A 24,245-nucleotide genomic window follows, 5' to 3' on the forward strand; every position below is an offset into this window, starting at 1 on the left:
GTTTTTATCAAATGCCTGTTTAAGAGTTTTGATATCCCGCGTGTTTGCGGGATATCTACAGGAGGGATGTATACTTATTGAGTATTTCGACATCAAAGTTTCTTTTTAGAAAAACCAGATTACTGCTAAGCTAAAATCCAACCCAATTTTACATCAAGCACATAAATTTCTTAGAACGTACTGTAAAATACCTCCATTTTTATAGTATTCTAATTCATCAGCGGTATCGATACGGCATAGGGTTTGAATTTGTTCTACTTGGCCATCCGCCCGCTCTATCGTTACTGAGATCTTTGAACCAGGTTTTAATGAATCAGATACGTCGATACTAATTCGCTCATCTCCTTTTAGATTCAAAGTATTACGTGTCGTATCATTGCAAAATTGTAAAGGTAAAACTCCCATACCAATTAAATTCGAGCGATGGATGCGTTCAAAACTTTCGGTAATTACTGCTTTGACCCCGAGTAAATTAGTGCCTTTTGCAGCCCAATCTCTTGATGAGCCTGTACCGTATTCTTTTCCTGCTATGATAACAAGATCATGATGATGTTGCTGATAAAGCATCGCTGCGTCATAAATTGGCATCACTTCGCCTGTGGGAATATAACGTGTAATTCCTCCTTCTTGGCCAGGAGTCATTTCGTTACGAATGCGAATATTGGCAAAAGTGCCCCGCATCATCACTTCATGGTTACCACGTCGGGAACCATAAGAATTAAATTCTTTTTCATCGACTCCTTTCGATTTTAAATATAAACCTGCGGGAGAATTCGCTTTAATTGAGCCAGCGGGGGAGATATGATCAGTAGTAATCGAATCACCAAACAGAGCCAGTACATAAGCCTTTTTAATGGGCTTAATGGGCTCGGGCTTTGCTTGTAAGTTATCAAAAAATGGTGGATGTTGGATGTAAGTCGAGCCCTCATCCCATTCATAAGTCTTACCGCTACTGGTTTTAATTGCTTGCCAATGCTCGTCACCACGAAATACTTCGGCATATTCTTTGCGGAACATACTGCCTGTAACTTTTGATACTTCAGCAGCAATTTCTGCATTTGAGGGCCAAATATCTTTCAAATAGACATCATTACCATGATTGTCTTTGCCTATTGGCTCTTTGCTGAGATCAATCGTTGTTGTTCCGCATAATGCATAAGCAACAACTAAAGGTGGTGAAGCTAACCAGTTTGCTCTAACTTGAGGATGTACTCGTCCTTCAAAATTACGATTTCCTGATAAGACAGCAGAAACAACCAAATCATGATCACTGATGCAATGAGAAATTGCATCAGGAAGTGGGCCGGAATTACCGATACAAGTCGTGCATCCATAGCCTACTAAATTAAAACCCAATTGATCTAAATAAGATTGTAACCCAGCTTGTTTGAGATAATCAGTAACCACTTTGGAGCCTGGTGCTAAAGACGATTTAACCCAAGGCTTACGGGTAAGTCCTTTTTCAACTGCTTTTTTAGCAACTAAACCTGCAGCCATAAGCACACTAGGGTTGGAGGTGTTCGTGCAACTAGTAATCGCAGCGATGGCTACATTTCCATGTTTCATTTGAAAGTCATGATTTTTAACTGCAAATGAAGTATCTTTCTCGTCCTCTTTGCCTGCTTCTTTAAGAAAGTTAGAAAATTCAACAGGTAATGTGCTAAGAGTTACTTTATCCTGAGGTCTTTTCGGGCCTGCTAAGGAAGGTACAATAGTGCTTAAATCTAGCTCTAAGGTATCAGTAAACACGGGATCTTCGCTCTCTTTGTCGTACCACATGCCTTGAGCTTTAGCATAGGCCTCTACTAGAGCGACGGTATGTTTATCGCGTCCAGTTAAATCGAGATAACGAAGCGTTTCCTTATCTATTGGGAAAAATCCACATGTTGCTCCATATTCAGGAGCCATATTAGAAATAGTTGCTCGATCAGCGAGTGGTAAATCACTCAAACCTGGCCCATAAAATTCAACAAACTTGCCAACCACACCTTTTTTTCTAAGCATTTGTGTTACTGTAAGTACGAGATCAGTTGCTGTGATCCCTTCTTTCATCTTTCCAGATAATTTAAATCCAATCACTTCAGGTATGAGCATCGATACAGGTTGTCCTAACATTGCTGCTTCCGCTTCGATGCCGCCCACGCCCCAACCTAAAATACCCAGACCATTAATCATAGTCGTATGAGAATCAGTACCCACTAGGGTATCAGGATAAGCATATAAGTTACCATTATCCTCGCTGCTCCATACAGTTTTACCCAGATACTCAAGGTTTACTTGATGACAAATACCTGTTCCTGGTGGCACAACTTGAAAATTATTAAATGCTTTTTGTCCCCAACGTAAAAATTCATATCGCTCTTTATTACGTTTTAGTTCAATTTCTGTATTGACAGTTAGGGCATCCTGAGTACCAAATTTATCTACCATGACAGAATGATCAATAACCAAATCAACAGGAGAAAGCGGAGAAATTTTATCTGGATTACCTCCCATTTTCGCAATTGCAGCACGCATGGCAGCGAGGTCTACTACCGCGGGTACCCCAGTAAAATCCTGCATGAGCACGCGTGCAGGTCTAAATGCAATTTCATGCTGAGATGTTTTCTGATGTAACCATTCAGCAATGGCTTTAATGTCTTTGGTAGTAACAGTATTGTCATCTTCAAAGCGTAATAGATTTTCTAGCAGAACTTTTAGAGAGTATGGGAGGCGATTAATGCCTTTAAAATGTTTATGCTCAGCTTCTTTTAAACTAAAATAATGATATGTTTTATCATCTACTTGCAATACGCATTTTGTTGACAAGCTGTCACGACCTACTTTCATAAAAAGCTCCTGAAATCAAAAATTGAATGATAGCTCAAATTTAGGAAAATTCCATGAAATCTTATAAAATTCACTTGAGCTTTTTACATTGCCCTAGTGTAGACGGGGTTATCAAAAGGATCCACAGAAGCATCAAGCTCTTGCATTTCTTCAAATTTTACAGATGGATTGATCAAATTTGCGCCTGTTTGAAAAATAATTTTCTCTTCAAGCTTTTTAGGCGTCGCATTGAGTGGCTCTGGTGTTAATAAGTAAAGGCAAGCGGGTGCTAATAACATAATTCCTAAAGGTAAAAGTATTGCACCAATAAGTGGATTAAATGCAAAGGCAGCTAAAGATGCTAGGATTAGCGCTGCGCCTAAAACAGCAGTTGCAATGGAAATGTTTTGTTTTATTGGCTCTTTTTTTATTACCTCATTAATTCCAACAGGATGATATTTTTGATTATGATAATTGTTTGTATAAAAAAGAGTAGATTGGGGTTTGGATAAACACTGGAATAGCGTTTTAGCGAAACGGTTGTATTGCTCTATTATTTGTTCTCGTTCATAAGATTCCTGTTTTTCCTTTAGCGCAGTCTCAAAATCATTAATTCGAGCATTCAACATATCAAAGAAAAAGTCTGTTTGTTCTTCTGCTAGTTGTTTTTGCACCAACAAATTTTTTGCTGCATTAATTTTTTCTACTGCAGTTGTGTAAGTGTTCTTTTGAAAAAAAGGCATGATAACTCCCTCGTGATTAATTGAGGCAGAGGTTAGCATTAGAAGTTAAAGCAGAAACAGATTCTTTGGTTACATTTTACACTTAAGCAATATTTATTAACTTCACCTTAATTATTTTAAAGTAAAGTCCACCAACAAATTGCAACAAAACCTATTGTTCCATTTAGAATTATCGATTATAAATTATTTTATGAACTATTTCGGATCAATAAATGAAGGAAAAAATAATTCTAATTACTGGGTGTTCAAGTGGTATTGGATTTGATGCTGCGTTTGCTTTAAAAAAAAGAGGGCATAGAGTAATTGGCTCATGCAGAAAAGAAAAAGATGTAGAAAAACTATTGAACATTGGACTTGAAGCCGTGCAGTTGGATGTTTCTGATTCATCTTCGATTCAAAATGCATTTGCAAAGGTATTAGCCAAAACAGAAGGGCGAATAGATGTTTTGATCAATAATGCAGGATATGGTCAAGCAGGTGCTTTGGAGGATATTACTCGTGAAGTATTGCGTACTCAGTTTGAAACAAATGTTTTCGGATTAGTGGAGCTTACAAACCTAGCAATTCCTGTTATGCGGAAACAGGGGCATGGTCGTATCATTAACATTAGTTCAATATTAGGTATTATTAGTATGCCCTTCCGTGGTGCATACAATGCTTCAAAGTATGCAGTAGAAGGCATCAGCGATACATTAAGGCTAGAATTACAATCATCGGGGATTGATGTTATTACTGTAGAACCTGGGCCTATCGAGAGCCGTTTTAGGGATAATTGTGTTGATAATTCTTTGAATTACATAGAGAAACAACATAGTTATTTTAGCAAGCAATATGAGCGCATGTTAGAGGAATTTAAACAAAAAAAAACTGCTTCCATTTTTACTAGGCAGCCTGATGCAGTAATCAAAAAATTGCACCATGCCATAGAATCTAAAAGGCCTAAAACAAAATACCCAGTTACAATTCCTTCTCATTTAATGATTTTACTAAAAAGGATTTTGCCTACAAAGATGCTTGATAAAATTCTTTTATTCACCTCTAAAAACGAGCTATCATAAAATTTTAATCCATATCAATGTAATTTATTCTAAATTCTCAAGGAAAGTTTTAAAAATATAGGAGCTGGTGGTAATTGATTCTGCGTTCTAACGCATGCTTTATCCTGAGAGCGTTTGAAGTGCTGTTACGATAGTGTTTTCGCAATGAGTCCCTTGCCTGTCTTCTGGCTGAATAGTTCTAAGTAGCAACTGGATCTATATAAGATGTAAGGGGCAGAATAAATTGTTAAAAACCTTATTAAGGACGCAAAATTTTTCTTAAAAAAAGAAGCAAAATCCTAATTTATTTGCTAATATCTAATTGGGTTAAAAAATCATTAACTATCAAGGAAGTAAAAATTATGAAAAAATCAACAATGGCGGTAGCCGCACTATTAACTGTATTAGCAGCTCCTGTAGTTTCTGTTGCTTATGCAGATGCTTCTACTCCAGCTACTTCAAGCTCTTGCACTGGCTGTAAAGGTTGCAATGGTTGCAAAGGTTGTACTGGCTGTAAAGGTTGCAAAGGTTGTAAAGGTTGCAAAGGCTGCGGTGGTTGCTCTGGTGACTAATCAGTAGTTTATTTTGTAAAGAGGTAGTTTCTACTACCTCTTCATTATATTGTCTTCTCTTATGTAGTAAAGATATGATGACTCACTCGGAATTTAATTTACCCCAACTCAGTAGATGGCATAAAAAAACTTATTTAGGTTATGCACAACAAGTTTTAGAAGCACAACAATGGATGATCTCTAATAGAGGAAAAAGCATTCTCCATTACACCTTAAAAAATAAACGGCGTTTTGAACGAATGAATCATTACCCAAAGGGAGATCGCATCGATCATAAAACTGGAGCGCAATATTTCTATCATTGCCACCGTGAAAATTACGAAAGTACGGAACATGGTCATTTTCATTGTTTTTTACGTTATAAACATATCCCTAAAAGCATTAAGCCTGCACCTTTGACAGATTGGGATAGATACATCGATAATCCCATGACGCATTTGGTAGCGATTGGTATGAATCAATTTGGACAACCAATTCGTTTATTTACAGTAAATCGATGGGTAACCTCAGAAATTTGGTATGGTTCTGAACATACTGCTCGCTTGCTAAAACGTTATAAAATGACTTTAATTAATGATCCATATTGGCAAGTGCTTGATAAATGGGTAGAAGGAATACTTCATCTATTTACTCCTCAGATTTTATGGTTACATCAAGAGCGTGATAAGAAAATTTTACAACATCAAGTAAATAGCTCGGCTGAAAATGCATATATGGATTATGACCTTGAAGAACTTTCAGAGATACCAATTGACTTGAAAAAGCAAATAGAATGGATTATTGATTGATAACTATTTTAAAATAATAGGTAGCATTCTAAGTTTTTTGTAGACCTTTCGCTTTGCATTCTACGAAAAAAATTGAACAATATGATAATTCATTTTCGCGACGCATACTAGCACTGATGTTTTTGTCCATGAGATTTATTTCTGAGCTTAAGTAAAGAGAAACGATGAACTATTATCTATTCAAATTTTGTGGAGTTCATCTGTCTCTAAGGCTTTAATCCTAGGCAGACAGCTTTTGCGCTTCTTCACTGCCTAGAATTTATCAGGTTCATTTTTGTAAAGAACGTTCAGAGCCGGGTTGTGTACAATACTTCAGTGATTAAAAGGACACGGAACTACCTTGTCATAGCTGCCACCATTAATACCTTGGCAATTGCCATTCGTATCTATATTAATGGAATTGAAAAGCAGATTAGTACAACCATTATTTTTAGAGCAAATTAAAGAAGCTGGATGTACTGAGTTTGTCGATACTACATTGTTATAAGTAATACTACTTAAATTAACATAACTAAAATGCCCAGTTGTTCCGTAATCAAGATCAAAATATATAGGGTAATGTACACCACTCATGGTTACATTTTCATAAGATATGTTAGAGATACTCGCTGTTTTGGTTTGAGAACATTTTGCAGGATCCTCGCCAGGGCAACGTGTTTTAATGCGTAAACCATACTGAGCATCTTGCATTGTCACATTAGTGACTGTCATATCAAAAACAGGATTGTATACTAGACTGCCTATAGATAAGCCGTGGCCATGAATCAAAGTCACATTATTGATTTTAATATCACTACTTGGGCCTGTATCAGAATTGACTGCAATGCCATCATCTCCATTATTGACCACAATGCTATCTATTGTCATATTCTTGATGTTATGAGTATTCACTCCATCAGTGTTAGGGGAATCCGCAGGGGCATTAATGACAATGTTGTTGATATTAATATCATTTGTGCTCACTAAATGTAAGTTATATTTTGGTGAGTTACGAAGCTGTATCGAATGAACAGTCACACCGGAAGTACCTGTTATGTCAACTAGTACTGGTCGAGTATCCACTTTATTCCACCAAGTCGTTCCTTGACCATCAATAATACTGGTTGACGAGTTTGCTCCTTTTAGAACAAAATTATTGACTTGGTCTACAGTGATTAGTGCGCTCTGATTTTTCCAGGATGTATCTGTTCTTACTGGTGCTGTTAAAGTGACATTTGCAGCTAAACGAATGGTAATGTTATTAGCATTTGAAATGGTAATAGGAGATAAATTATTACTTTCTTTGATTATAAGGGTTAAATTGTTGGGATAAGTTTTTAAAGTTTGACTAATTAACGTTGCCAGGTTGGATCCTGTTCCAGAAAAAGCACACTTAGTTCCTGTGTTTGTTGCCGTGCACTGAGTGACAATATCAGCTAAAGAATAGTTAGAATACAATAATGTCACTATTAAAATGGCTAAACTTTTTTTTGCATGCCAATGATCCATAAACGCTCCTTGTTCTAGTAGATATCCTATTTCTTTCGAAGGGCCACAACTGAAGACAAATATAGAGAATGAACGTTGCAAGTCAGTACAGGTTTAAAATCATGCTGGCAATGCCGTTTTTTTCTGTAGCCAGTTCAAAAGAATCCTTACTTTATAGCAAACTCACTGAGTTTAGCCTCTCTGTAGTTAAAAAAATAGGATGTTAAGTATGAAAATATGGAATAACGTTTATTCCTAAGATAGCTGCACAAGAATGTTTAAATCAATGAAGTAGTATTGGGAAAATAAAAATTTTGATTTCGCGACGATATGGACTCAATTAAGTAAGAGGCCAACCCCATTGGGCTGGTGTAGTCGCGATTTTGGTTATTTTGGAAAATGATTTATAATTAAAGTAACTTATGTGAGTTCTATGTGAAAAAATGTTCTTTTTTGAGTGGACTTTCTATTAGAACCCGATTCTATACAAATGTTGTGCATTTTTTCGTTCAACGATATTTAAAAGGCACACAAATGTTTTTTTGTGTCAAATTCACGTTAATTAATCTGTACTATAATTTACATGCAAATTAAATTTATCGGAGTATTTGCATGTCTTCCTACGCAAAAAATAAATCACAAGAGGATATTGATTCCATTCATCAATACTACATGGAAATTATTAATTCAATGCCCAATATTGTTTATTGGTTGGACACAGATTGTAATTTGAAAGGATGTAATAATAACTTTATAAAATTATTAGGGTTAAATACCCTTAAAGATTTGGATGGCACCCCTTATCAACAGATGGAAGAGTTTGGCCATTGGGATAAAGATAGAGTAAAAGAGTTAAAACTGGATGATATGAAAGTCATTTTTTCGGGTGTTCCACAACACAATGTACAAGAAAAGCCCATAATGGATGGATCAGGTAAAAATTACTATTTTCAATCCTCTCGCATACCAATGCATAATCGTAATAAAGACCTAATTGGGTTGATTGTAATTTTCAATAATTTAACGCCTAGTAACGATATTGAAGTACATACAAAAATTATATAAAAAATGTTCAAAACAACGAGCATGCTGCAACAGCAAACTATTTGCCTAAAGTTCTTATGGTGGAAGATAATGTTATCGCACAGAATGTTGAAAAGGCACTATTGACGGCCCTAAATTGTCAGGTGGATATTGCAAATTCAGCGGATAATGCTGTGAAATTGTTCAAGCCGGGAAAGTATGATTTGGTGCTGATGGATATAGGCTTGGAGGATTCTTCTGGTTATATAGTAGCAAAGCAGTTGCGACAAAAAGAAAGAGAAACAGAACATCATGTGCCTATTATTGCCTTAACAGGTTTTGAAGCAGATGTAGTGAAGTATGATTGTCAGCATTATTTTATGGAGGGCGCAATCAGTAAGCCATTAACTTGTGAGCAAGCAGAGCAGATCATTAAACATTATGTATACCATATGGATGTGCCTGTGCGAGGTTTGAAGACAATTTAGTATCCTGCTATTATGCTTTCTTTTTAAGAAAATTATTTTATGAGTAATCATGTGCTGCAAAACGAACGAATCTTATCTTTAGATGTGTTTCGTGGTTTGACAATGGCGCTTATGGTCTTAGTAAATAGTTTAGGAACGAGGATTTCTTATCCTATTTTACTGCATTCGGAATGGAATGGCTGTACTTTGGCTGATTTTGTATTTCCAAGTTTTTTATTTATAGTAGGAATGACCACTGTTATTAGTCTAAAAAGACATGTAAAAGAAGAAAGCAAAACAGATGTTTATTATAGCATTTTTAAGCGTACTATTATATTGTTTTTATTAGGTATTTTTCTTAATGTTTTTCCTAAAAATATTGATATATCCTCAATACGAATTTATGGTATTTTGCAACGCATCGCGCTTTGCTACTTGATATGTGCGTTTATTTATTTACATACAACAATAAGAACCCAAATTTTTATTTTTGGGGGTATCTTATTAGGCTATTGGTACATTCTGGTCGACATTCATTTGCCAGGTGCAGGAATAAATCAATTAACCATAACCCGAAATTGGGTTGGTTATATCGATCAGTTACTTCTTTCTCCGCCACACTTATTATTTAGAAATTTTGATCCAGAAGGACTTTTAAGTACTATTCCTTCTGTGGCTACAACTCTATCTGGTCTCATTGCAGGAAATTTATTGCTGGCGAAGATCCAAAAACAAAAGAAGTGTATTCTGATGGTTGCAACGGGTTTGTTCTTTCTTCTAGCGGCATGGTTATGGAGTTACAGCTTTCCGATAAATAAAAATTTATGGACAAGCTCTTTTGTTTTATGGTGTAGCGGATTTTCACTTATTGTTTTTAGTTTCTGTTATTTTATTATTGATATCAAAGGATATAACAAATGGTCATTGCCATTTAAGATTCTTGGAATGAATGCATTATTTATTTTTATTTTTCATGTGATGTTATTAAAAATCCAGTCTTTTTTCTTATTACCATTGCCAGATGGGACGCAAGATATAGTGCGAGTAGTGATTGCAGAATATTTGTTCGGTAATTTTAGCCCAAAAAATGCGGGGTTGTTTTATTCTTTAACGTTTCTTGTCTTAAATTTTTTAGTAGCTGTGTTTTTATATCGACGAAAAATTTTTATAAAAATATAAAAGGCTATTGATAATTGATTCCTTATCAAGGTTTACATATTGTTCATTCTTTATGAGTTAGCTATAATTGTGGGTTAAACTAAGTAATATGAAGTTAACGGAGTTGCTTTAGATGCCAATTTATGAATATCAATGTACAAGTTGTCATCACCATTTTGATTTGATGCAAAAAATCAGTGACGATCCCATTAAACAATGTCCGGTTTGTTATAAGGATACTGTAATTAAATTGGTTTCTGCTGCTGGTTTTCAATTGAAGGGTACTGGATGGTATGCTACTGACTTTAAAAACAAAAGTAGTAAATCAAAGCAAGAAGGGGCTAAAAATGATGACTCTTCTTCCCCAGTTCAAGCTAAAGAAACGACTGCATCTAAAACAACACAAGATGGTGATACCAAGTGAGAACACTGTCACTAAGACGCTATTTGCTTGCTGGATTGGTGGTATGGTTACCCATACTTATTACCATTGGCGTGTTACGATTTATTATTGACTTGCTTGATAATACATTAGCTTTAATTCCTAAAGTGTATCAACCTGAACAATTGATTGGACATCATATTCCTGGTCTGGGCGTTATTTTATCATTATTAATATTGCTCATTACAGGGGTAGTTGCTACCAATTATTTTGGTCAAAGACTTGTTGCCTGGGGCGAATCGATTCTTTCAAAAATTCCATTGGTTCGTTCGATTTATAAAACAGTCAAGCAAGTGATTAATGCGGTTGTCTCAACAAACAGTGAGGCCTTCCGTAAGGTGGTCATCATTGAATACCCGCGCAAAGGATTATGGAGTATTGCTTTTCAAACTGGAACGGCAAATAGCCAAGTTAATGATAAAATAAAAGATACACTAATTTCTGTATTTATACCTACTACACCTAATCCAACTTCGGGTTTTTTGATGATGATTCCTAAGCGAGATGTTGTGGAATTAGATATGAGTATTGATGAAGCATTAAAATTTATAATTTCACTAGGAGTAATGCCACCGACACCAAGTGCAGCATTACTAGCAACAAGTTAATGAATATTTATATAGGCGATTTTTATATGCGTACACACCATTGTTTAGAGGTTAATGAATTAAGTTTAGGGAAAGAAGTGATTGTATGCGGCTGGATTCATAATCGTCGTGACCATGGTGGAGTAATATTTCTGGATATTCGTGACAGCTCAGGCTTATTGCAAGTGGTGTATGAGCCGGAAAATGTAAAGGCTTTTACAGATGCAGAAAAGCTTCGTTCAGAATTCGTAGTAAAAGTGACGGGGCTTGTGCGTCAACGACCGGCTGGTATGATTAATGAATCAATGGCAACTGGAAAAATTGAGGTAGTTGGTACGCAGCTGGAAATTCTAAATCAATCACCCACACCTCCATTCTTACCTGATGATTTTCAGATGGTTAATGAAGATTTACGCTATAAATACCGTTACATTGATTTGCGACGTCCAGCTATGAAACATAAGTTAATGGTGCGTCATCAGTTAAATAGTTGTATTCGTACCTATCTTAACGAGCAAAATTTTCTTGATATTGAAACCCCCATGTTAACGAAGGCTACCCCTGAAGGCGCACGCGATTATTTAGTACCTTCAAGAGTGCACCCTGGTCAATTTTATGCGTTACCGCAATCCCCGCAACTATTCAAACAATTATTAATGATTTCAGGTTTTGATAAATACTATCAGATTGTTCGTTGTTTTCGTGATGAAGACTTGCGCGCTGATAGACAACCTGAATTTACTCAGCTTGATATCGAAATGGCCTTTATTGATGAAGAGTCCATTTTAAATCTTATTGAGGGTTTGCTAAAAGCCGTATTTAAGCAAATCCTAAATGTGGATTTACCTGAAAAATTAAACAGAATGTCTTACCATGAGGCAATGAGGCGCTTTGGTAGTGATAAACCAGACTTGCGTAATCCTTTAGAGCTTGTTGATGTAGCGGATTTAGTAAAAGAATCTGATTTAAAAGTATTTTCAGCCGCAGCTAATGATGCAAACTCAAGAGTTGTTGCTTTAAGATTACCCGGAGGTTGCGAGCTAAGTAGAAAAGATTTAGATGACTATGGACGTTTTGTTTCTATTTACGGGGCTAAAGGACTTGCTTACATTAAAGTAAATAATCTTGCTGAAGGGATGGCAGGACTGCAGTCACCAATTTTGAAATTTCTTTCAGAAGATGCTGTTAACTCCATTTTGCATCGTACTGAAGCTCAAACAGGTGATGTTATTTTCTTTGGTGCTGATAAAATCATATTGTCAATGAATCTATGGGGGCATTGCGAATTAAATTGGGGCATGATAAAAAGTTGCTCAGAGAGGGTTGGGAACTGTTATGGGTTATTGATTGGCCAATGTTCGAACTGGATTATGAAAGCAACAAGTTAAGTCCTATGCATCATCCTTTTACTTCACCCAAAAATTTAGACCCTAATAATTTGCGTTCCAACCCCACCCATACGTTAGCCAAAGCTTATGATATAGTGATTAATGGTTACGAAATTGGTGGTGGATCCATCCGTATTCATCAATCAGAGTTACAAAAAACAGTGTTTGAATTACTGGGAATTAATGAACAAGAAGCTCAGGAAAAATTTGGTTTCTTACTAGATGCTTTACAGTATGGAGCTCCACCACATGGAGGAATTGCGCTTGGCATCGATCGTTTAGCTATGTTATTAACCGATTCAACATCAATTAGAGATGTTATTGCTTTTCCTAAAACTCAAACGGCATCGTGTCCTTTAACGAGTGCACCATCACCTACGGGTAGTGCACAACTAACAGAATTGGGAATAAGACTTGCTCCAACTACGCAAACTAAATAACATATTAGGAATAGGATGTCTGTTGGCGATGAAAACCAATAACAGATGTCCTTCCTCCATGCGCTACGTGTTTTTTTTCTTTAAGCAACTCGCTTTGCAAATAATGTTAATAAGTCGAAAATTCGCTACTTTTGCATTTTTTTGTTTTTTGGTTGTTCATTGTATGCGGCTGCTACTTCAGCACCTGCAAAGAATCCTACTTCATTCATTGAATATCTAACCCAAGAAAAAACACATTTAATTACAGCAATTCAGGAAACAACGCAACCGATAACTCTTAAAAATGAAAAGAATACGCGGCTAAAATGAAGCAAGTTTCCTCAATACTTACAATGATAGATGTTAAAATAAAAAGCTTAGAGGGCTTTCTTGAACACGAAAATAAAGAACAAAATTACTTGAATCAGCGTTTAAAACTCCTTCAGCAATTACCTATTATTAAAGAAGACACAACGATTCCTGAACGAGTTGCAAGGGTAGAAAATTTACTTTTAATCAATAAACAAACGATACAGCTAACTACTGATAATTTAAAACTGGCAAATGATTATCAAGCTGCTTTGACTGATGAAATAAAGAATTTAGAGTTTTGGCATTCAAATTTTGTTCTTGAGCAAAAATTAGTACAAATAAAGACTTTAAAGGAAAAGCTTAATAGACAATTACTTGATCTTTATGAAAATATTAATAATCAGTCTGATAAACGATCTAAGCAAGTCCCTTTATCTTCATCTGATTATGAAGCAAAACTCCTCATTAACAATCAAAATATTGCTGTTGTTCAAAATCGCATTAATGCCTTAAACATACAAAGGACGCTTGTTAAAGGAGACATGATTTATCTTAAAAATCCAGATACAAAAAACTTACAATTAATTACTGATATTTATAAAGATGCCTTAAATCAATACTCCAAAATTGAAAAATCACTACAGCAAATAAATACCTTTCTTGAGAATGAAATCAAACTAGTTACTGCTCTCAATTTGAAACAGTCAATTACTTCATTACAAAAAACGTTGACTCAAGAGATCAATGAATCAAAAAAACAAAAACAGCTTTTGTTTAAAAGTTTAACGGACTATCAAGCACAACTTAAAAAATTGATGTCTTCAAGACAAACCTTGGCTGATTATAACATTAATAGTTGGCCACTTATCCTTAATAAAATAGCTGCGATTCCTGGGTTGTTTTACAAATATATAAAGACATTAAGCTTAAAAGTTTATGATAGCTATTTGTGGTTAAGCCCTTTATCCGTGGTCGTATTATGGAGTAGTTTTGTAATAATCGCAGTAATTTCATTTTTAATAAGCCGCTTCTTAAAAACTTTGGGTAGTGACAAAGAGCGTTCACGTTTAACTGGTTATTTGTATGATGGAGTACTGGTTTTAGTACAGAGAAATATACCTTATCTATGTGTTGTTTCCATGTTGTGGGTATTACTTGCTATTACTCATATTTCATTCGCGAATTATCAATTATTATTTAAATTAATTGCAGTTTGGTTCATCTTTAAGATTTTAATTTTAATTGCTCGTTTAGTTTTATTAGAGCGAATAACGGACTCCTCTGGAAAGGATGTTAAATTATATTACCGCTTAAAATGGTTATTACTTTTTGGAGGATGGACAACTGCTTTAATGACTATTGGTCATTTACTCCCTCTGTCTATTCTAATCCAGGATATATTTAACCGATTATTTATGTTATTTATTTTAACAGTATCTTTGGTTGCATGGAAAAGTAAGGATGTAATTCCTTATTTACTTCGTCCTTTATTAAATAGCCAGAAGCGATATGTAAGAAATGCTATTTCTCTATTGGTTATTTTGATGCCAATCGCTGTATTTTCTACCGCAGTAATTGGTTTATTCGGTTTTACTAATTTAGCCTGGAGCATGAGTCTGTATTTGGCTTATGCTTTACTTGTGTTGGTAGGATATATTCTAGCTAGAGGATTGTTATTCGATGCGCTTGAATTATTTTCTGAATTAATGATTTCCTCATTGCGAAATGGATGGTTATGGATCGAGGTTTTTTTAAAGCCTATAGATAATATAATGCGGATTTTTTTGCTTATTGTAAGTATCTTAGTTTTATTTCAATTATTTGGTTGGCATTCTGACTCTTTAGTAATGATAAATTTAGGGAAATTTGCTCAATATACAATTGTTAATTTTCCTGGCATTCATATTACTGTGTACAGCACAATCGAATTTTTTATGCTGCTTGCGTTTTTTGCTTGGGCTTCAAAGTGGACTAGGGAGTTTTGTTATCGCTGGGTCTATAAAAATACTAAAGATGCAGGGATACGTCACAGCCTCTCGGTCTTTAGCCAATATGCTGTTGTTCTTTTAGGCGGTTTTGTTACACTCCATGTGCTGGGATTTGATTTTAGCGGTATGTCAATGATAATTGGAGGGCTAGCTGTAGGTATGGGATTCGGCTTGCGGGATTTTGCCAGCAATATTGTAGGTGGTCTTATGCTTCTTATTGAAAGACCAGTAAGAGAGGGGGATTTAGTCACTATAGGGGAACATGAAGGGCGAGTTGCTCATATTGGTATTCGTTCTATGCGAGTTTCTTCATGGGATAATATGGAAGTGTTGATTCCTAATGCAGAAACGTTTAATAAACCTTTTACGAACTGGACACATCAAGACAGTATTGTCAGAACAGTTTTTCCTATAAAAGTCAGTCGCTCAGATGATCCAGTAATGATTCAACAAATTATTCTAGATGTTTTAGCCACTACCCCAGAAATTGTTGCAGATCCACCGGCTCAGGTTTTCCTTAAGAAAATTGATGAAGCTTTGCTTGAATTTGAAGCACGCTATTTTATCAATGTCCAAATTCATACTCGTTTTGAAGTACGGTCTAAGGTGTTGTTTGCTATTATGGCTCAATTTAAAGCGGCAAATGTAAAGCCACCTATCGAACCTATTGCAGTTGAGATTAAAGAGAAAGAAGGGCAGAATGATTTCACTGCTAAAAAGCATACCACCACAAACTGAAGCTGAGTTAATAAAACGTTGTTCCGATATTGCTGGCCTTAGTTTTGCCCAATTAAGCTTGAGCTTAAATTTATTGATTCCAATCGATTCTAATCAACGAAAAGGGTGGATTGGGCAAGTCATTGAATTAGCTCTAGGAGCTAATGCCTCGAATCAATCATTGCCAGATTTCAAAGATTTAGGCATAGAACTTAAAACCCTTCCTATTGGTCAATCCGGAAGACCTACTGAGTCAACCTTTATTACATCTATTCCTTTACTAACTGTCCATCACCAACAATGGAAAACGTCACAATGTTACGCTAAGCTCAAGAGAGTTTTATGGATTCCTATTGAAGGGGATACTGATATTCCTTACCCACAACGAAGAATTGGGCAAGGTTTTTTATGGTCTCCAAATGAAGGACAAGAGCATATTCTAGAGGCTGATTGGAATTATTTAACATTACAAATCAGCACGGGGCATCTTGAGGCTCTTGATGCAAAATCTGGAGACTATTTACAAGTAAGACCTAAAGCAGCAAACGGAAAATCTCTATGTTATGGATTTGATTGTCATGGTAATAAAATCAAAACACTACCGCGCGGATTTTACCTAAGAAGTAGTTTTACCGCAAAAATTTTTGGAGATCGACTCTAACCCCAAGACTTTCTGAGTCAAGTAAATATTTTACTATTTATAAATCGCCCATTATACGTAAAATGAAAGGAAAAATATCAAAAAAGAATAAATCAATATTCAATATAATGGCTTGCCGCTAACAATTTTTTCTAATTTTCCAGACAAAGACCAATCATTAACCGAATGCAAAAATGACACAACAAAGCTAAATAAATTAATTAAGATTCATGCATGAGCGCAAAATTTTTTTTGAAGTATATTCTCAGTGCGTGATCTCTGTTTGAGCCTTAATGTATGCTTTGATACACTACGCCTCAATAAGAATCAATGTGAGTGCAATTAATTACTTTAATGAACTTTTAAAACAAATATAGCCCTTCGCGAACACAAAATAAGAAAAATATTTTGAATACTTAACTTGAACCAATATTCTCTGTGGCTTGCCACCGGGTGTTTATTTAATTTTAGGAACCTCCTATGAAACTATTTCAAAAAATATTTACTAATAAATCTGAGAAAAAAATAAGTACCGTTTTAAAAAATAATATAGAAAAACAAGGTCGATTTTTTTCTACAAAAACAGAGAGCCATCTAAAAGGTATTGGGATAGATAACCATGAGCTCAATCATCATACTCCAGTTGCTACAATGGAAAAACAACATGAACATCCTGCTTATGTGAATGGAGTGGGGATAGATAACTATGAGCCGAGGCGGAAAACATTGTTCATAGCAAATAAGAACGAAGCTTTATCGACCTGTGTAAACGGAATTGGGGTAGATAATTATGAGCCCAAGTTACACCCTTCTTTTTTCTTAAAGAAGGAAAAAATTGAGATTCCTACTTGTGTCAATGGAGTTGGGATAGATAATTATGAGCCAATTTTCTCTAAATAAGCTTAAGAGTGTTTCTGTCCCAAAATACTTTTAGGCTCAGCGGCTACTGTCAGAGTGGCTGCGAATGTGGGTGCTTTGTTAAAGTAGTCGCAGAAGTGAGGATCAGTCGCTATTTAGAACCGTACAGTCTGAGTAGCACTGCCATATGTTTCGTCGTCTTTGCAAAGAGCGGGCGTCCGTTTTTATAGAAGCATCGTGCTTGCATTAACAGGGATCCTCACTTGCTCTATAAGTGTTTTAAGGATTGCTGGTCTAAAGCCGCAGCATAGCTTTCAATAGACTTTCTGCTTTCGCGAAGGCGATGTGCCTTACATAGCACCTTCTAAAATGTTATTCTTGTGGGGCATAGTTGTATTTTCTCAAAAAATTGTTTTAGTAGATCATTGCTATTCTAAAAATGTACAAATGCCGATATAATTGCATGGCTGTTGAAATTTCATTCAGCCAATACCCCTTATTCATTCTAATTAAGAAGATGCATCATGTTATCCAGTTTATGTCGGCTGCCGCTTGTACCACTCATTGTTATTTCATTATTAGGTTGCTGTATGGAAATCGACATTTCCTTGCCCAGTTTTCCTAGCATTATGACTTATTTTGGTAGCAATGAAGCACAAGTTCAAAGTACATTAAGTCTTAATTTTTTGGCTTTTTGTATGTCTGGATTGTTGTACGGTCCATTATCAGAATCTTGGGGTAGACGTGGTTTGATGATTTTTGGTGCAACATGCTTCTTGATTGGGGCTATTGGTTGTGTATTTTCATTTTCCATATACCAATTAATGTTTTGGCGTTTTATTCAAGGTTTAGGTGCTAGTAGTACTTTAGTGATGGGCTTTGCGATGATCTCCGATCGATATAGTGGCGAAGTAGCAGCAAATTACATTGGTAAAATTAATGCTTACGTTACTATTTTTATGGCCGCAGCACCCATTTTGGGTAGCGCCATTATCAATTACTTTACTTGGAGAGCGAACTTTGCCTTAATTGCGATGATTGCTTTAATTTCTTGGCTCTTTTTGATCTGGCAATTGCCTGAAACTAAAACCAAGAAGCAACCTTTAAATATTTCGACTTTATTTAAAGATTATTGGACAGTCTTCTCTCATGGCAAATTTTTAATTTATGCCAGCATGCCTAATATGTTAGTTACGGCTTATTTAACGTTTGTGGGAAGTGCTTCTTTTTATTATATTAATACGTGTAAATTGTCTTATTTTCAATTCGCCATGCAACAAGGGTTAATTGTATTGATATTTTCACTTACCAGTTTTTATGCTGATAAAGTGGTTGAAAGAATTGGAAGTCGAAAAGCAGTCAATTTGGGGATGGTGTGTTGTACAATATCCATTGTGCTGTTCACTTATTTTGCTTTCCACTATCCAGATTCTCCACGGTTAATTACATTTGCAATGTGCTGGATGGCGGTAGGTTGCGCTTTTCCCATGAGCGTTACTTTTGCACAATCACTGGAAATTTTACCTAACCTCAAGGGAACATGTTCCTCGTTCATTGTGTCCACGCGCTTGTTTGTTTCATCAGGGGCTGTAGCCCTAACTGGTCTGTTATTTGATGGTTCAATGCGTCCTGTTGCCCTTGTTATTGATGGTGCTATCATTTTAGGTATCAGCCTGTATTTCCTAATAGAGCGAATGACAACGCACAAAGATAATCTATTAGAAGTAACGTGATGTTTTGTCGAGGTTTCATATAAAAGATCGATTGAGACAACCTACTATTAAAGATTTCTAATCTTTGATTTTATTATCTCCATTTCTCCTTAATTGAATAAAATAATCAATGATTTTACTGTCAATAAATCGTATTATCGAAACAAATAAATCAGGGATTGGTAGCGATGGCAAAATTAAAGAATAAAATTGCATTAATTACAGGTAGTACTAAATCAATTGGTCTTTCAATTGCAGAGTCCTTTTGTAAAAAAGGCGCTACAGTAATCGTAACAGGAAGGCTTTCAAAGTCTGAAGGAGAAAAATTTGCACAATCAATAGGAGCTAGCGATTACCATTATTTAGATGTTTGTTCCGAACAAAATTGGCAAGAAGTAGCTGAATATATCGAAAACAAATATCAAAAACTCGATATTTTAGTGAATAATGCCGGTATAGATTCTGCTCCTAAATCGGATAAACCTCAAGATATAGAAAATTGCTCCCTTGACGATTGGCGAGCTGTTCATGCGGTAAACTTGGATGGAACCTTTCTGGGATGTAAAACGATGATGCCGCTTTTGAAAAAAAGTGCTAATGCGTCAATTATCAATATGGGCTCTCGATCAGGCTTAGTAGGTATTCCTTCTAATGCTGCTTATGCATCAAGTAAGGCTGCTATTTTGAATCTTACACGAACAATAGCCATGCATTGTGCCAAAACTGGCTATCCTGTTCGTTGCAATGTTATCGTTCCTGCGGCTATTTTAACTGAAATGTGGGACTCTGAATTCGGCCTGGATGAGGAGCGTGCTCAACGTATAGAAGAGTACACAAATACAATTCCGTTGAAACGTATGGGACAAGCAAGTGAAGTGGCCAATCTCGCCGTGTTTTTAGCGTCTGATGATTCTTTGTTCATCACGGGCTCCCAATACAATATTGATGGTGGCATTATGGCAGGCAATGGTTCTTATGCTTCCCATAAAAATAGTTCTACGAATCGATTTTTCGGATTACCAAAAATACAGCAAATAGTGTCGCAATTGTCTTTTCCCGCTATCGAGCAGAGTGGAAATCGAAATAGTATATGATTTTAACTATTTTCGATACGTAATGATCATGTGGTGATTTGATGACGAAATACGTTGGAACATACTCAGAATAGGGCTCTAGCATGGTGGAGTTAGAGCTAGGTCTCTCATTATTTCCTGCAGATTACGAACTAAACATTTCTGAAGCGCTCATGTTTTTCGCCGCTGAGCGCTCTGTTCGTTCTTATCTTTTAAGATATTCTGTGTCTTTTGGACTCATTTAGATCATGATCTGAAACATATGAATTTGATTTACGTGTATTGTTATACTCTTGGCGTAGATAACCTTTAATTTGGCGCTCCGAGTATTTCTCATGGCCATCTCTAAAAAAACCATGTTTTAAACGATTCATATCAGAATCTTTCATTCGTTTTTTTACATATTCTTCTTGTTTTGCAATTGATTTTTCAAATGAAGAGGTATTACCCATATTTTAAGCTCCTATAAAAAGCAAGGGATTCTACATAATAAAAAATTATTGTCAAATCAAACAGTTAAAATATGTTGCGTATGAAGCGAAAGGTAGATGGCTCTTCGCTTCATGATATATTAATTAGTCCGTTTTAGAGTAATTCAAACTCAGTACCGAAGGAAGCATCTCTCTAATTTGATCTACTGGTTGTTTTACTTTGGAGGTTAAAAGTTCTCTAAAATGAGGATCTGTTGCAAAATAACGAACAGCACCTTCAACTCCTTTAAAAACACCTACATCAAGCTCTCGTCTTTCTACACTGGCTTTCAAATCCTGAAGACGATTGTGATCTACGCTAGGTGTGGGTGCTGTAAAAAATGAATAGGCTGATGAAATACTAGTCCAAATGGTGCTTTTAGGTTGCTCGTCTTCTGATACCTTCTTCCATGCCAGCATGAACTCTGTAGTACATAACGGAGCAATTAATTTAATTAATCGTTGAATATCGGGATTGGTGAGAGTTGCGGTATTATCTGTACCATCGTATTTTTGTAGTCCATTTTTTAGGCACCAATTATAAATGGCTTTCATTTCGTCAAGTTGATTATGAAAGTCATCAAGACTAAAATTTTGAAGAATATAACCAGCAGCTCCACAATAGAGAAACATACTTAAAAAATAATTTGCAAATTCAGGAACAGGTAAAAGAAAGCCAACAAGCCAAGAACCACCCCATGCTGTGAGCCCTGTACTCATTCCTTGAAAGAGATACATCAGATTGGCATTGTATTCAAAGTTATTAATGTATTTTCTGAGCGAGGCTTGTTGCTCATCATCATTTGGGTTAAAGGGTTTTGATGTTAAAATTTTTAAAGCATCTGCACGTTCTCTTTTGTTTTTTTCAACGGCAGTCATTCCTTCAACAGTTAGTTTGCCCACAGTACTCTCCTTGAAAAAAATAATCAATAAAACCTCATTCATCCTACATGAAGTGATAGGAAATATGCTATTTCTTTTTTAAGAAAAATAATACATTTATTGGCAAACAAGTTAACGAATCAATTATATTGATATACAATATAACACATTGATTAAATATATTTACAAAGTAGATGTCGATAAAAATCAATCTTGATCCCATTCAAATTTATGAAGCAAATCTAGCTGAAGCCGACAGGAATGCCCTCCAGGAGTTTTTACAAAACAAACAAATTGATAATGTTTGGCTCAAAAATCAAGAATATCAATATACTACAACTCAAGGAATTGAATATGTTTTTTATTTTACTAAATCGCTGTTAAGAAGGAAACGAAGTAAGCTTAAGGAGGGAGATCGTTTCGAAATATTTGATTTAAGTAATGAGCCTTTAGGTCAAGGTGGTTATGCTGTAGTTTATCCCATATTAGGAACAATTAAGTTTGAAGCGAATACTCCAATTTTAAAGACGAGTAAAAGTCGAATAGTCAAGATAGAACAGCATAAGGATCATGATCGAAGTCACTCGGTGCTACAAGAATATAGTAACCTAGTCCATGTGGGACATTTAGGTGCTAAACCTCCTGTGTTTGCTCATTACGATGGAAAAAAAAGTTTATTAGTAATGAAACGAGCAAGAGGTATTCCCCTGGAAATATTGCTTAATCCTAATAAACGAAAGAAGTGTACGGATTTTATTCCCATACTCACTGTAGAAAAACGTCTAGAAATCACTTTTGCAATTCTTAATGCCGTGACAGAACAAGTAATTGCTAATGATTTGATTCATCGTGATTTAAAACCTGGTAATATGATAATTGATTTCAGTAAGAGCGTTGATTCTCTCTCTAAAGTAACTATCATTGATTATGGAAATGCCATAAGAGGTGAACGTAAAGAAAGTCGCAGAGTAGGTACAACCGCTTATAGACCTCCCGAACTCTACTTGGGCACACCAAGCTATACTCAAAAATCAGATGCTTATGCTGTGGGGCGAATTTTAAGTTATTTATGGGGTGATGATTATAAAAATTATTATTTAGATCACAAAACTCCTTGGAGTGAAATTAAAAAGAAAACCACAAATAATGATTTGTTTTCAGATCCGCAAGTCACTCTTTTCAAAAAAGATGAAGATCAAATTAAGGAATGTCTTAATGGTCTATTAAAAGAAAATGTTACTGAGCGTTGGACTGTGGAGGATGCGAGGCAATCATTTATAAAAATAGATCCGCGCAAATATCAATTAAAGAAAGTTCAGCAAGTGTCTAAAACTGAGCTGAGACAATATGAAAAAACCATTGAACAGCAAATTCAAACAATAGTGACCTTGATTTCGCAACTTTCTAAAAAAGGTTCTGAGTTAATCCATAGAGGGTTTAGACAAGAAGGTAGAAAAGCAGAGTATTTGGCAAAGAAATTGACGCAATATACAGAGCCACTTACTAAAAATCCGGACCCAACATTATTTAATCTTTATCGCAAAAAATGTATCAAAAAAATAGATTCATCCAGAAAGATGTTACAAAAACACCGTGATTCAAGATGGATAGTTGCTGAAATAATCACTGCAATTAGTTTGTTAGGAATCGGATATCTTTTCGCATTAGGGGTTAATTATCAACTCACCGGTAGATTAGGTTTATTTTCGCAAACCAAGTCAGATCAAACAGTTGAACGGATTAGAAATTCTATTTATCAACTTTCATAAAATTATTAATGAATATATTATAGAAATAGACTGGATAGCTAATTATTCTCAGCCTAGTAGAAAATAGTTTTTTTTGTTGTCTATGATGTAAATGAAGATACTCAGATTGAAACAAAATTTGATTTTATTTGACAAATATAAAGAGAGTAACTAATCTTGAATTGTGCAATGCAACATATGGAGATGCTATGAAAAACCAATTTTTTGATCAAAAAATATTTAATAATTTTGATGCTCCAATCCAAAAACTAATGGAGCTCAATGTTAAAATGATGCAAAATTTATCTTATATGAAGCCCCTCGATTTATTAAGTGTAAAAAAACCTGAGGAAGTTTTTGAAAAACAAATCGAACTGTTTGCCCAAAACAGTCAAATGATACTCGATTATATGAGAACTACTTTTAGTATATTAGAAAATCATTGGTTCAATATTTCCCGTAATTTTGATCAAAATCAACAACAAGTGATGAGAGAAGCATCTGATACTATAGAAAAAGGCGCTAAAAAGGTAGCTACTGCATCTAAGAGCTCCGCCAAAAAAGCTGTTGCTACTACAAAGAAATCAGTAGCTACTGCCAAAAAAGTTGCTTCAGAGACCACAACACCCAATACTAAAAAAGATACTAAGACCCCTAAACTGAGTAAAGGACATGACACAAAAATTGAAAAAAAGAAGACTAAAAAATCTACTCCAACATCAGTTCATGCCAAAGAATCAATCCAAAGCTCCGAAAAAGTTAGTGAAAATATATCAAATGTGAATGCTATTCCTGAAAAAACTAGCGCACAAGATTTGAACATCCAAAAACATTAATTGTTCGTAAATAGATCAATTAAATTGATTTAGTTAATAGTGCCTACATCCCGCGGCTTGCACGCGGGATTCAGAACGTTGCGCCAGGCAACAGTGTGCATCTTTTCATC

General features: G+C 35.4%; 17 protein-coding genes and 3 pseudogenes. 15 read left to right on the forward strand and 5 right to left on the reverse strand.

Features of this window, described 5'->3' with window-relative positions:
* Positions 1–153 precede the first annotated feature (153 nt).
* Both acnA and EL220_RS08475 read right to left on the reverse strand, forming a co-directional pair.
* On the reverse strand, positions 154–2,829 hold the full coding sequence (acnA, locus tag EL220_RS08470) for an aconitate hydratase AcnA (protein WP_027270000.1): 2,676 nt from the start codon (positions 2,827–2,829) through the stop codon (positions 154–156).
* A gap of 83 nt (positions 2,830–2,912) precedes the next feature.
* On the reverse strand, positions 2,913–3,551 hold the full coding sequence (locus EL220_RS08475; protein WP_027270001.1) for a lpg1689 family Dot/Icm T4SS effector: 639 nt from the start codon (positions 3,549–3,551) through the stop codon (positions 2,913–2,915).
* A gap of 212 nt (positions 3,552–3,763) precedes the next feature.
* On the opposite strand from EL220_RS08475, the gene EL220_RS08480 reads away from it, so the two are divergent.
* The 3 genes from EL220_RS08480 (at position 3,764) to EL220_RS08490 (ending at position 5,948) form a co-directional block, all read left to right on the forward strand.
* Positions 3,764–4,609 (forward strand): SDR family NAD(P)-dependent oxidoreductase, encoded by an 846-nt coding sequence (locus EL220_RS08480; RefSeq protein ID WP_027270002.1) that lies wholly within the window; start codon positions 3,764–3,766, stop codon positions 4,607–4,609.
* Positions 4,610–4,950: 341 nt separating this feature from the next.
* Positions 4,951–5,160 (forward strand): hypothetical protein, encoded by a 210-nt coding sequence (locus EL220_RS08485; RefSeq protein ID WP_027270003.1) that lies wholly within the window; start codon positions 4,951–4,953, stop codon positions 5,158–5,160.
* Between the two features lie 74 nt (positions 5,161–5,234).
* Positions 5,235–5,948, forward strand: a complete 714-nt coding sequence (locus EL220_RS08490) for a DUF6969 family protein (protein WP_027270004.1) — start codon at positions 5,235–5,237, stop codon at positions 5,946–5,948.
* A 312-nt stretch (positions 5,949–6,260) separates the two neighbouring features.
* On the opposite strand, the gene EL220_RS08495 is transcribed toward EL220_RS08490, so the two are convergent.
* Entirely contained in the window at positions 6,261–7,436 is a 1,176-nt protein-coding gene (locus tag EL220_RS08495) for a glycosyl hydrolase family 28 protein (RefSeq protein ID WP_232002708.1), read from the reverse strand.
* A 591-nt stretch (positions 7,437–8,027) separates the two neighbouring features.
* Here EL220_RS08495 and EL220_RS19775 point away from each other — a divergent pair.
* From EL220_RS19775 to EL220_RS08545, 10 genes and pseudogenes are all read left to right on the forward strand, one after another.
* Positions 8,028–8,926, forward strand: a pseudogene (locus EL220_RS19775) (response regulator).
* 39 nt (positions 8,927–8,965) lie between these two features.
* Entirely contained in the window at positions 8,966–10,084 is a 1,119-nt protein-coding gene (locus tag EL220_RS08505; RefSeq protein ID WP_027270007.1) for an acyltransferase family protein, read from the forward strand.
* Positions 10,085–10,196: 112 nt separating this feature from the next.
* Entirely contained in the window at positions 10,197–10,487 is a 291-nt protein-coding gene (locus EL220_RS08510; protein WP_027270008.1) for an FmdB family zinc ribbon protein, read from the forward strand.
* A complete protein-coding gene (locus tag EL220_RS08515) occupies positions 10,484–11,113 on the forward strand; it encodes a DUF502 domain-containing protein (protein WP_027270009.1) in 630 nt (209 codons plus the stop codon). Before EL220_RS08510 ends, EL220_RS08515 begins: the two co-directional genes overlap by 4 nt.
* 26 nt (positions 11,114–11,139) lie before the next feature.
* Positions 11,140–12,920, forward strand: a pseudogene (gene aspS, locus EL220_RS08520) (aspartate--tRNA ligase).
* A gap of 135 nt (positions 12,921–13,055) precedes the next feature.
* A pseudogene (locus tag EL220_RS08525) lies at positions 13,056–15,937 on the forward strand (mechanosensitive ion channel family protein).
* Entirely contained in the window at positions 15,900–16,577 is a 678-nt protein-coding gene (gene mutH / locus EL220_RS08530) for a DNA mismatch repair endonuclease MutH (protein ID WP_027270012.1), read from the forward strand. Before EL220_RS08525 ends, mutH begins: the two are co-directional and overlap by 38 nt.
* A 459-nt stretch (positions 16,578–17,036) precedes the next feature.
* Positions 17,037–17,456, forward strand: a complete 420-nt coding sequence (locus tag EL220_RS08535) for a hypothetical protein (RefSeq protein ID WP_051544700.1) — start codon at positions 17,037–17,039, stop codon at positions 17,454–17,456.
* Positions 17,457–18,004: 548 nt separating this feature from the next.
* The gene (locus EL220_RS08540; RefSeq protein WP_027270013.1) at positions 18,005–19,147 is read left to right on the forward strand and encodes a multidrug effflux MFS transporter; all 1,143 of its coding nucleotides are present in this window, start codon (positions 18,005–18,007) and stop codon (positions 19,145–19,147) included.
* 167 nt (positions 19,148–19,314) lie between these two features.
* Positions 19,315–20,220, forward strand: a complete 906-nt coding sequence (locus tag EL220_RS08545; protein WP_051544701.1) for an SDR family NAD(P)-dependent oxidoreductase — start codon at positions 19,315–19,317, stop codon at positions 20,218–20,220.
* Positions 20,221–20,411: 191 nt separating this feature from the next.
* On the opposite strand, the gene EL220_RS08550 is transcribed toward EL220_RS08545, so the two are convergent.
* Positions 20,412–20,651 carry a hypothetical protein gene (locus tag EL220_RS08550; protein ID WP_027270014.1) on the reverse strand — a complete coding sequence of 80 codons (240 nt, stop codon included), beginning with the start codon at positions 20,649–20,651 and terminating at the stop codon, positions 20,412–20,414.
* A gap of 123 nt (positions 20,652–20,774) precedes the next feature.
* The gene (locus EL220_RS08555; RefSeq protein ID WP_027270015.1) at positions 20,775–21,572 is read right to left on the reverse strand and encodes a hypothetical protein; all 798 of its coding nucleotides are present in this window, start codon (positions 21,570–21,572) and stop codon (positions 20,775–20,777) included.
* Positions 21,573–21,745: 173 nt separating this feature from the next.
* Here EL220_RS08555 and legK1 point away from each other — a divergent pair, with 173 nt between their 5' ends.
* Both legK1 and EL220_RS08565 read left to right on the forward strand, forming a co-directional pair.
* Entirely contained in the window at positions 21,746–23,320 is a 1,575-nt protein-coding gene (gene legK1 / locus EL220_RS08560; protein ID WP_027270016.1) for a Dot/Icm T4SS effector kinase LegK1, read from the forward strand.
* A gap of 188 nt (positions 23,321–23,508) precedes the next feature.
* Positions 23,509–24,135: a hypothetical protein gene (locus EL220_RS08565; protein ID WP_027270017.1), complete on the forward strand. Its 627-nt coding sequence runs from the start codon at positions 23,509–23,511 to the stop codon at positions 24,133–24,135.
* The last annotated feature ends 110 nt before the right edge of the window (positions 24,136–24,245 follow it).

The organism is Legionella sainthelensi (genome assembly GCF_900637685.1).
Lineage (GTDB): Bacteria > Pseudomonadota > Gammaproteobacteria > Legionellales > Legionellaceae > Legionella > Legionella sainthelensi.

Bases quoted from the DNA above. Each gene is read 5' to 3' on its own strand.
- legK1 (WP_027270016.1), top strand. From the start codon at position 21,746: ATGTCGATAAAAATCAATCTTGATCCCATTCAAATTTATGAAGCAAAT.
- EL220_RS08545 (WP_051544701.1), top strand. From the start codon at position 19,315: ATGGCAAAATTAAAGAATAAAATTGCATTAATTACAGGTAGTACTAAA.
- mutH (WP_027270012.1), top strand. From the start codon at position 15,900: ATGATTTCACTGCTAAAAAGCATACCACCACAAACTGAAGCTGAGTTA.
- EL220_RS08490 (WP_027270004.1), top strand. From the start codon at position 5,235: ATGATGACTCACTCGGAATTTAATTTACCCCAACTCAGTAGATGGCAT.
- EL220_RS08475 (WP_027270001.1), bottom strand. From the start codon at position 3,551: ATGCCTTTTTTTCAAAAGAACACTTACACAACTGCAGTAGAAAAAATT.
- EL220_RS08550 (WP_027270014.1), bottom strand. From the start codon at position 20,651: ATGGGTAATACCTCTTCATTTGAAAAATCAATTGCAAAACAAGAAGAA.
- EL220_RS08535 (WP_051544700.1), top strand. From the start codon at position 17,037: ATGAAACTATTTCAAAAAATATTTACTAATAAATCTGAGAAAAAAATA.
- acnA (WP_027270000.1), bottom strand. From the start codon at position 2,829: ATGAAAGTAGGTCGTGACAGCTTGTCAACAAAATGCGTATTGCAAGTA.
- EL220_RS08510 (WP_027270008.1), top strand. From the start codon at position 10,197: ATGCCAATTTATGAATATCAATGTACAAGTTGTCATCACCATTTTGAT.
- EL220_RS08495 (WP_232002708.1), bottom strand. From the start codon at position 7,436: ATGGATCATTGGCATGCAAAAAAAAGTTTAGCCATTTTAATAGTGACA.
- EL220_RS08485 (WP_027270003.1), top strand. From the start codon at position 4,951: ATGAAAAAATCAACAATGGCGGTAGCCGCACTATTAACTGTATTAGCA.
- EL220_RS08565 (WP_027270017.1), top strand. From the start codon at position 23,509: ATGAAAAACCAATTTTTTGATCAAAAAATATTTAATAATTTTGATGCT.
- EL220_RS08480 (WP_027270002.1), top strand. From the start codon at position 3,764: ATGAAGGAAAAAATAATTCTAATTACTGGGTGTTCAAGTGGTATTGGA.
- EL220_RS08540 (WP_027270013.1), top strand. From the start codon at position 18,005: ATGGAAATCGACATTTCCTTGCCCAGTTTTCCTAGCATTATGACTTAT.
- EL220_RS08505 (WP_027270007.1), top strand. From the start codon at position 8,966: ATGAGTAATCATGTGCTGCAAAACGAACGAATCTTATCTTTAGATGTG.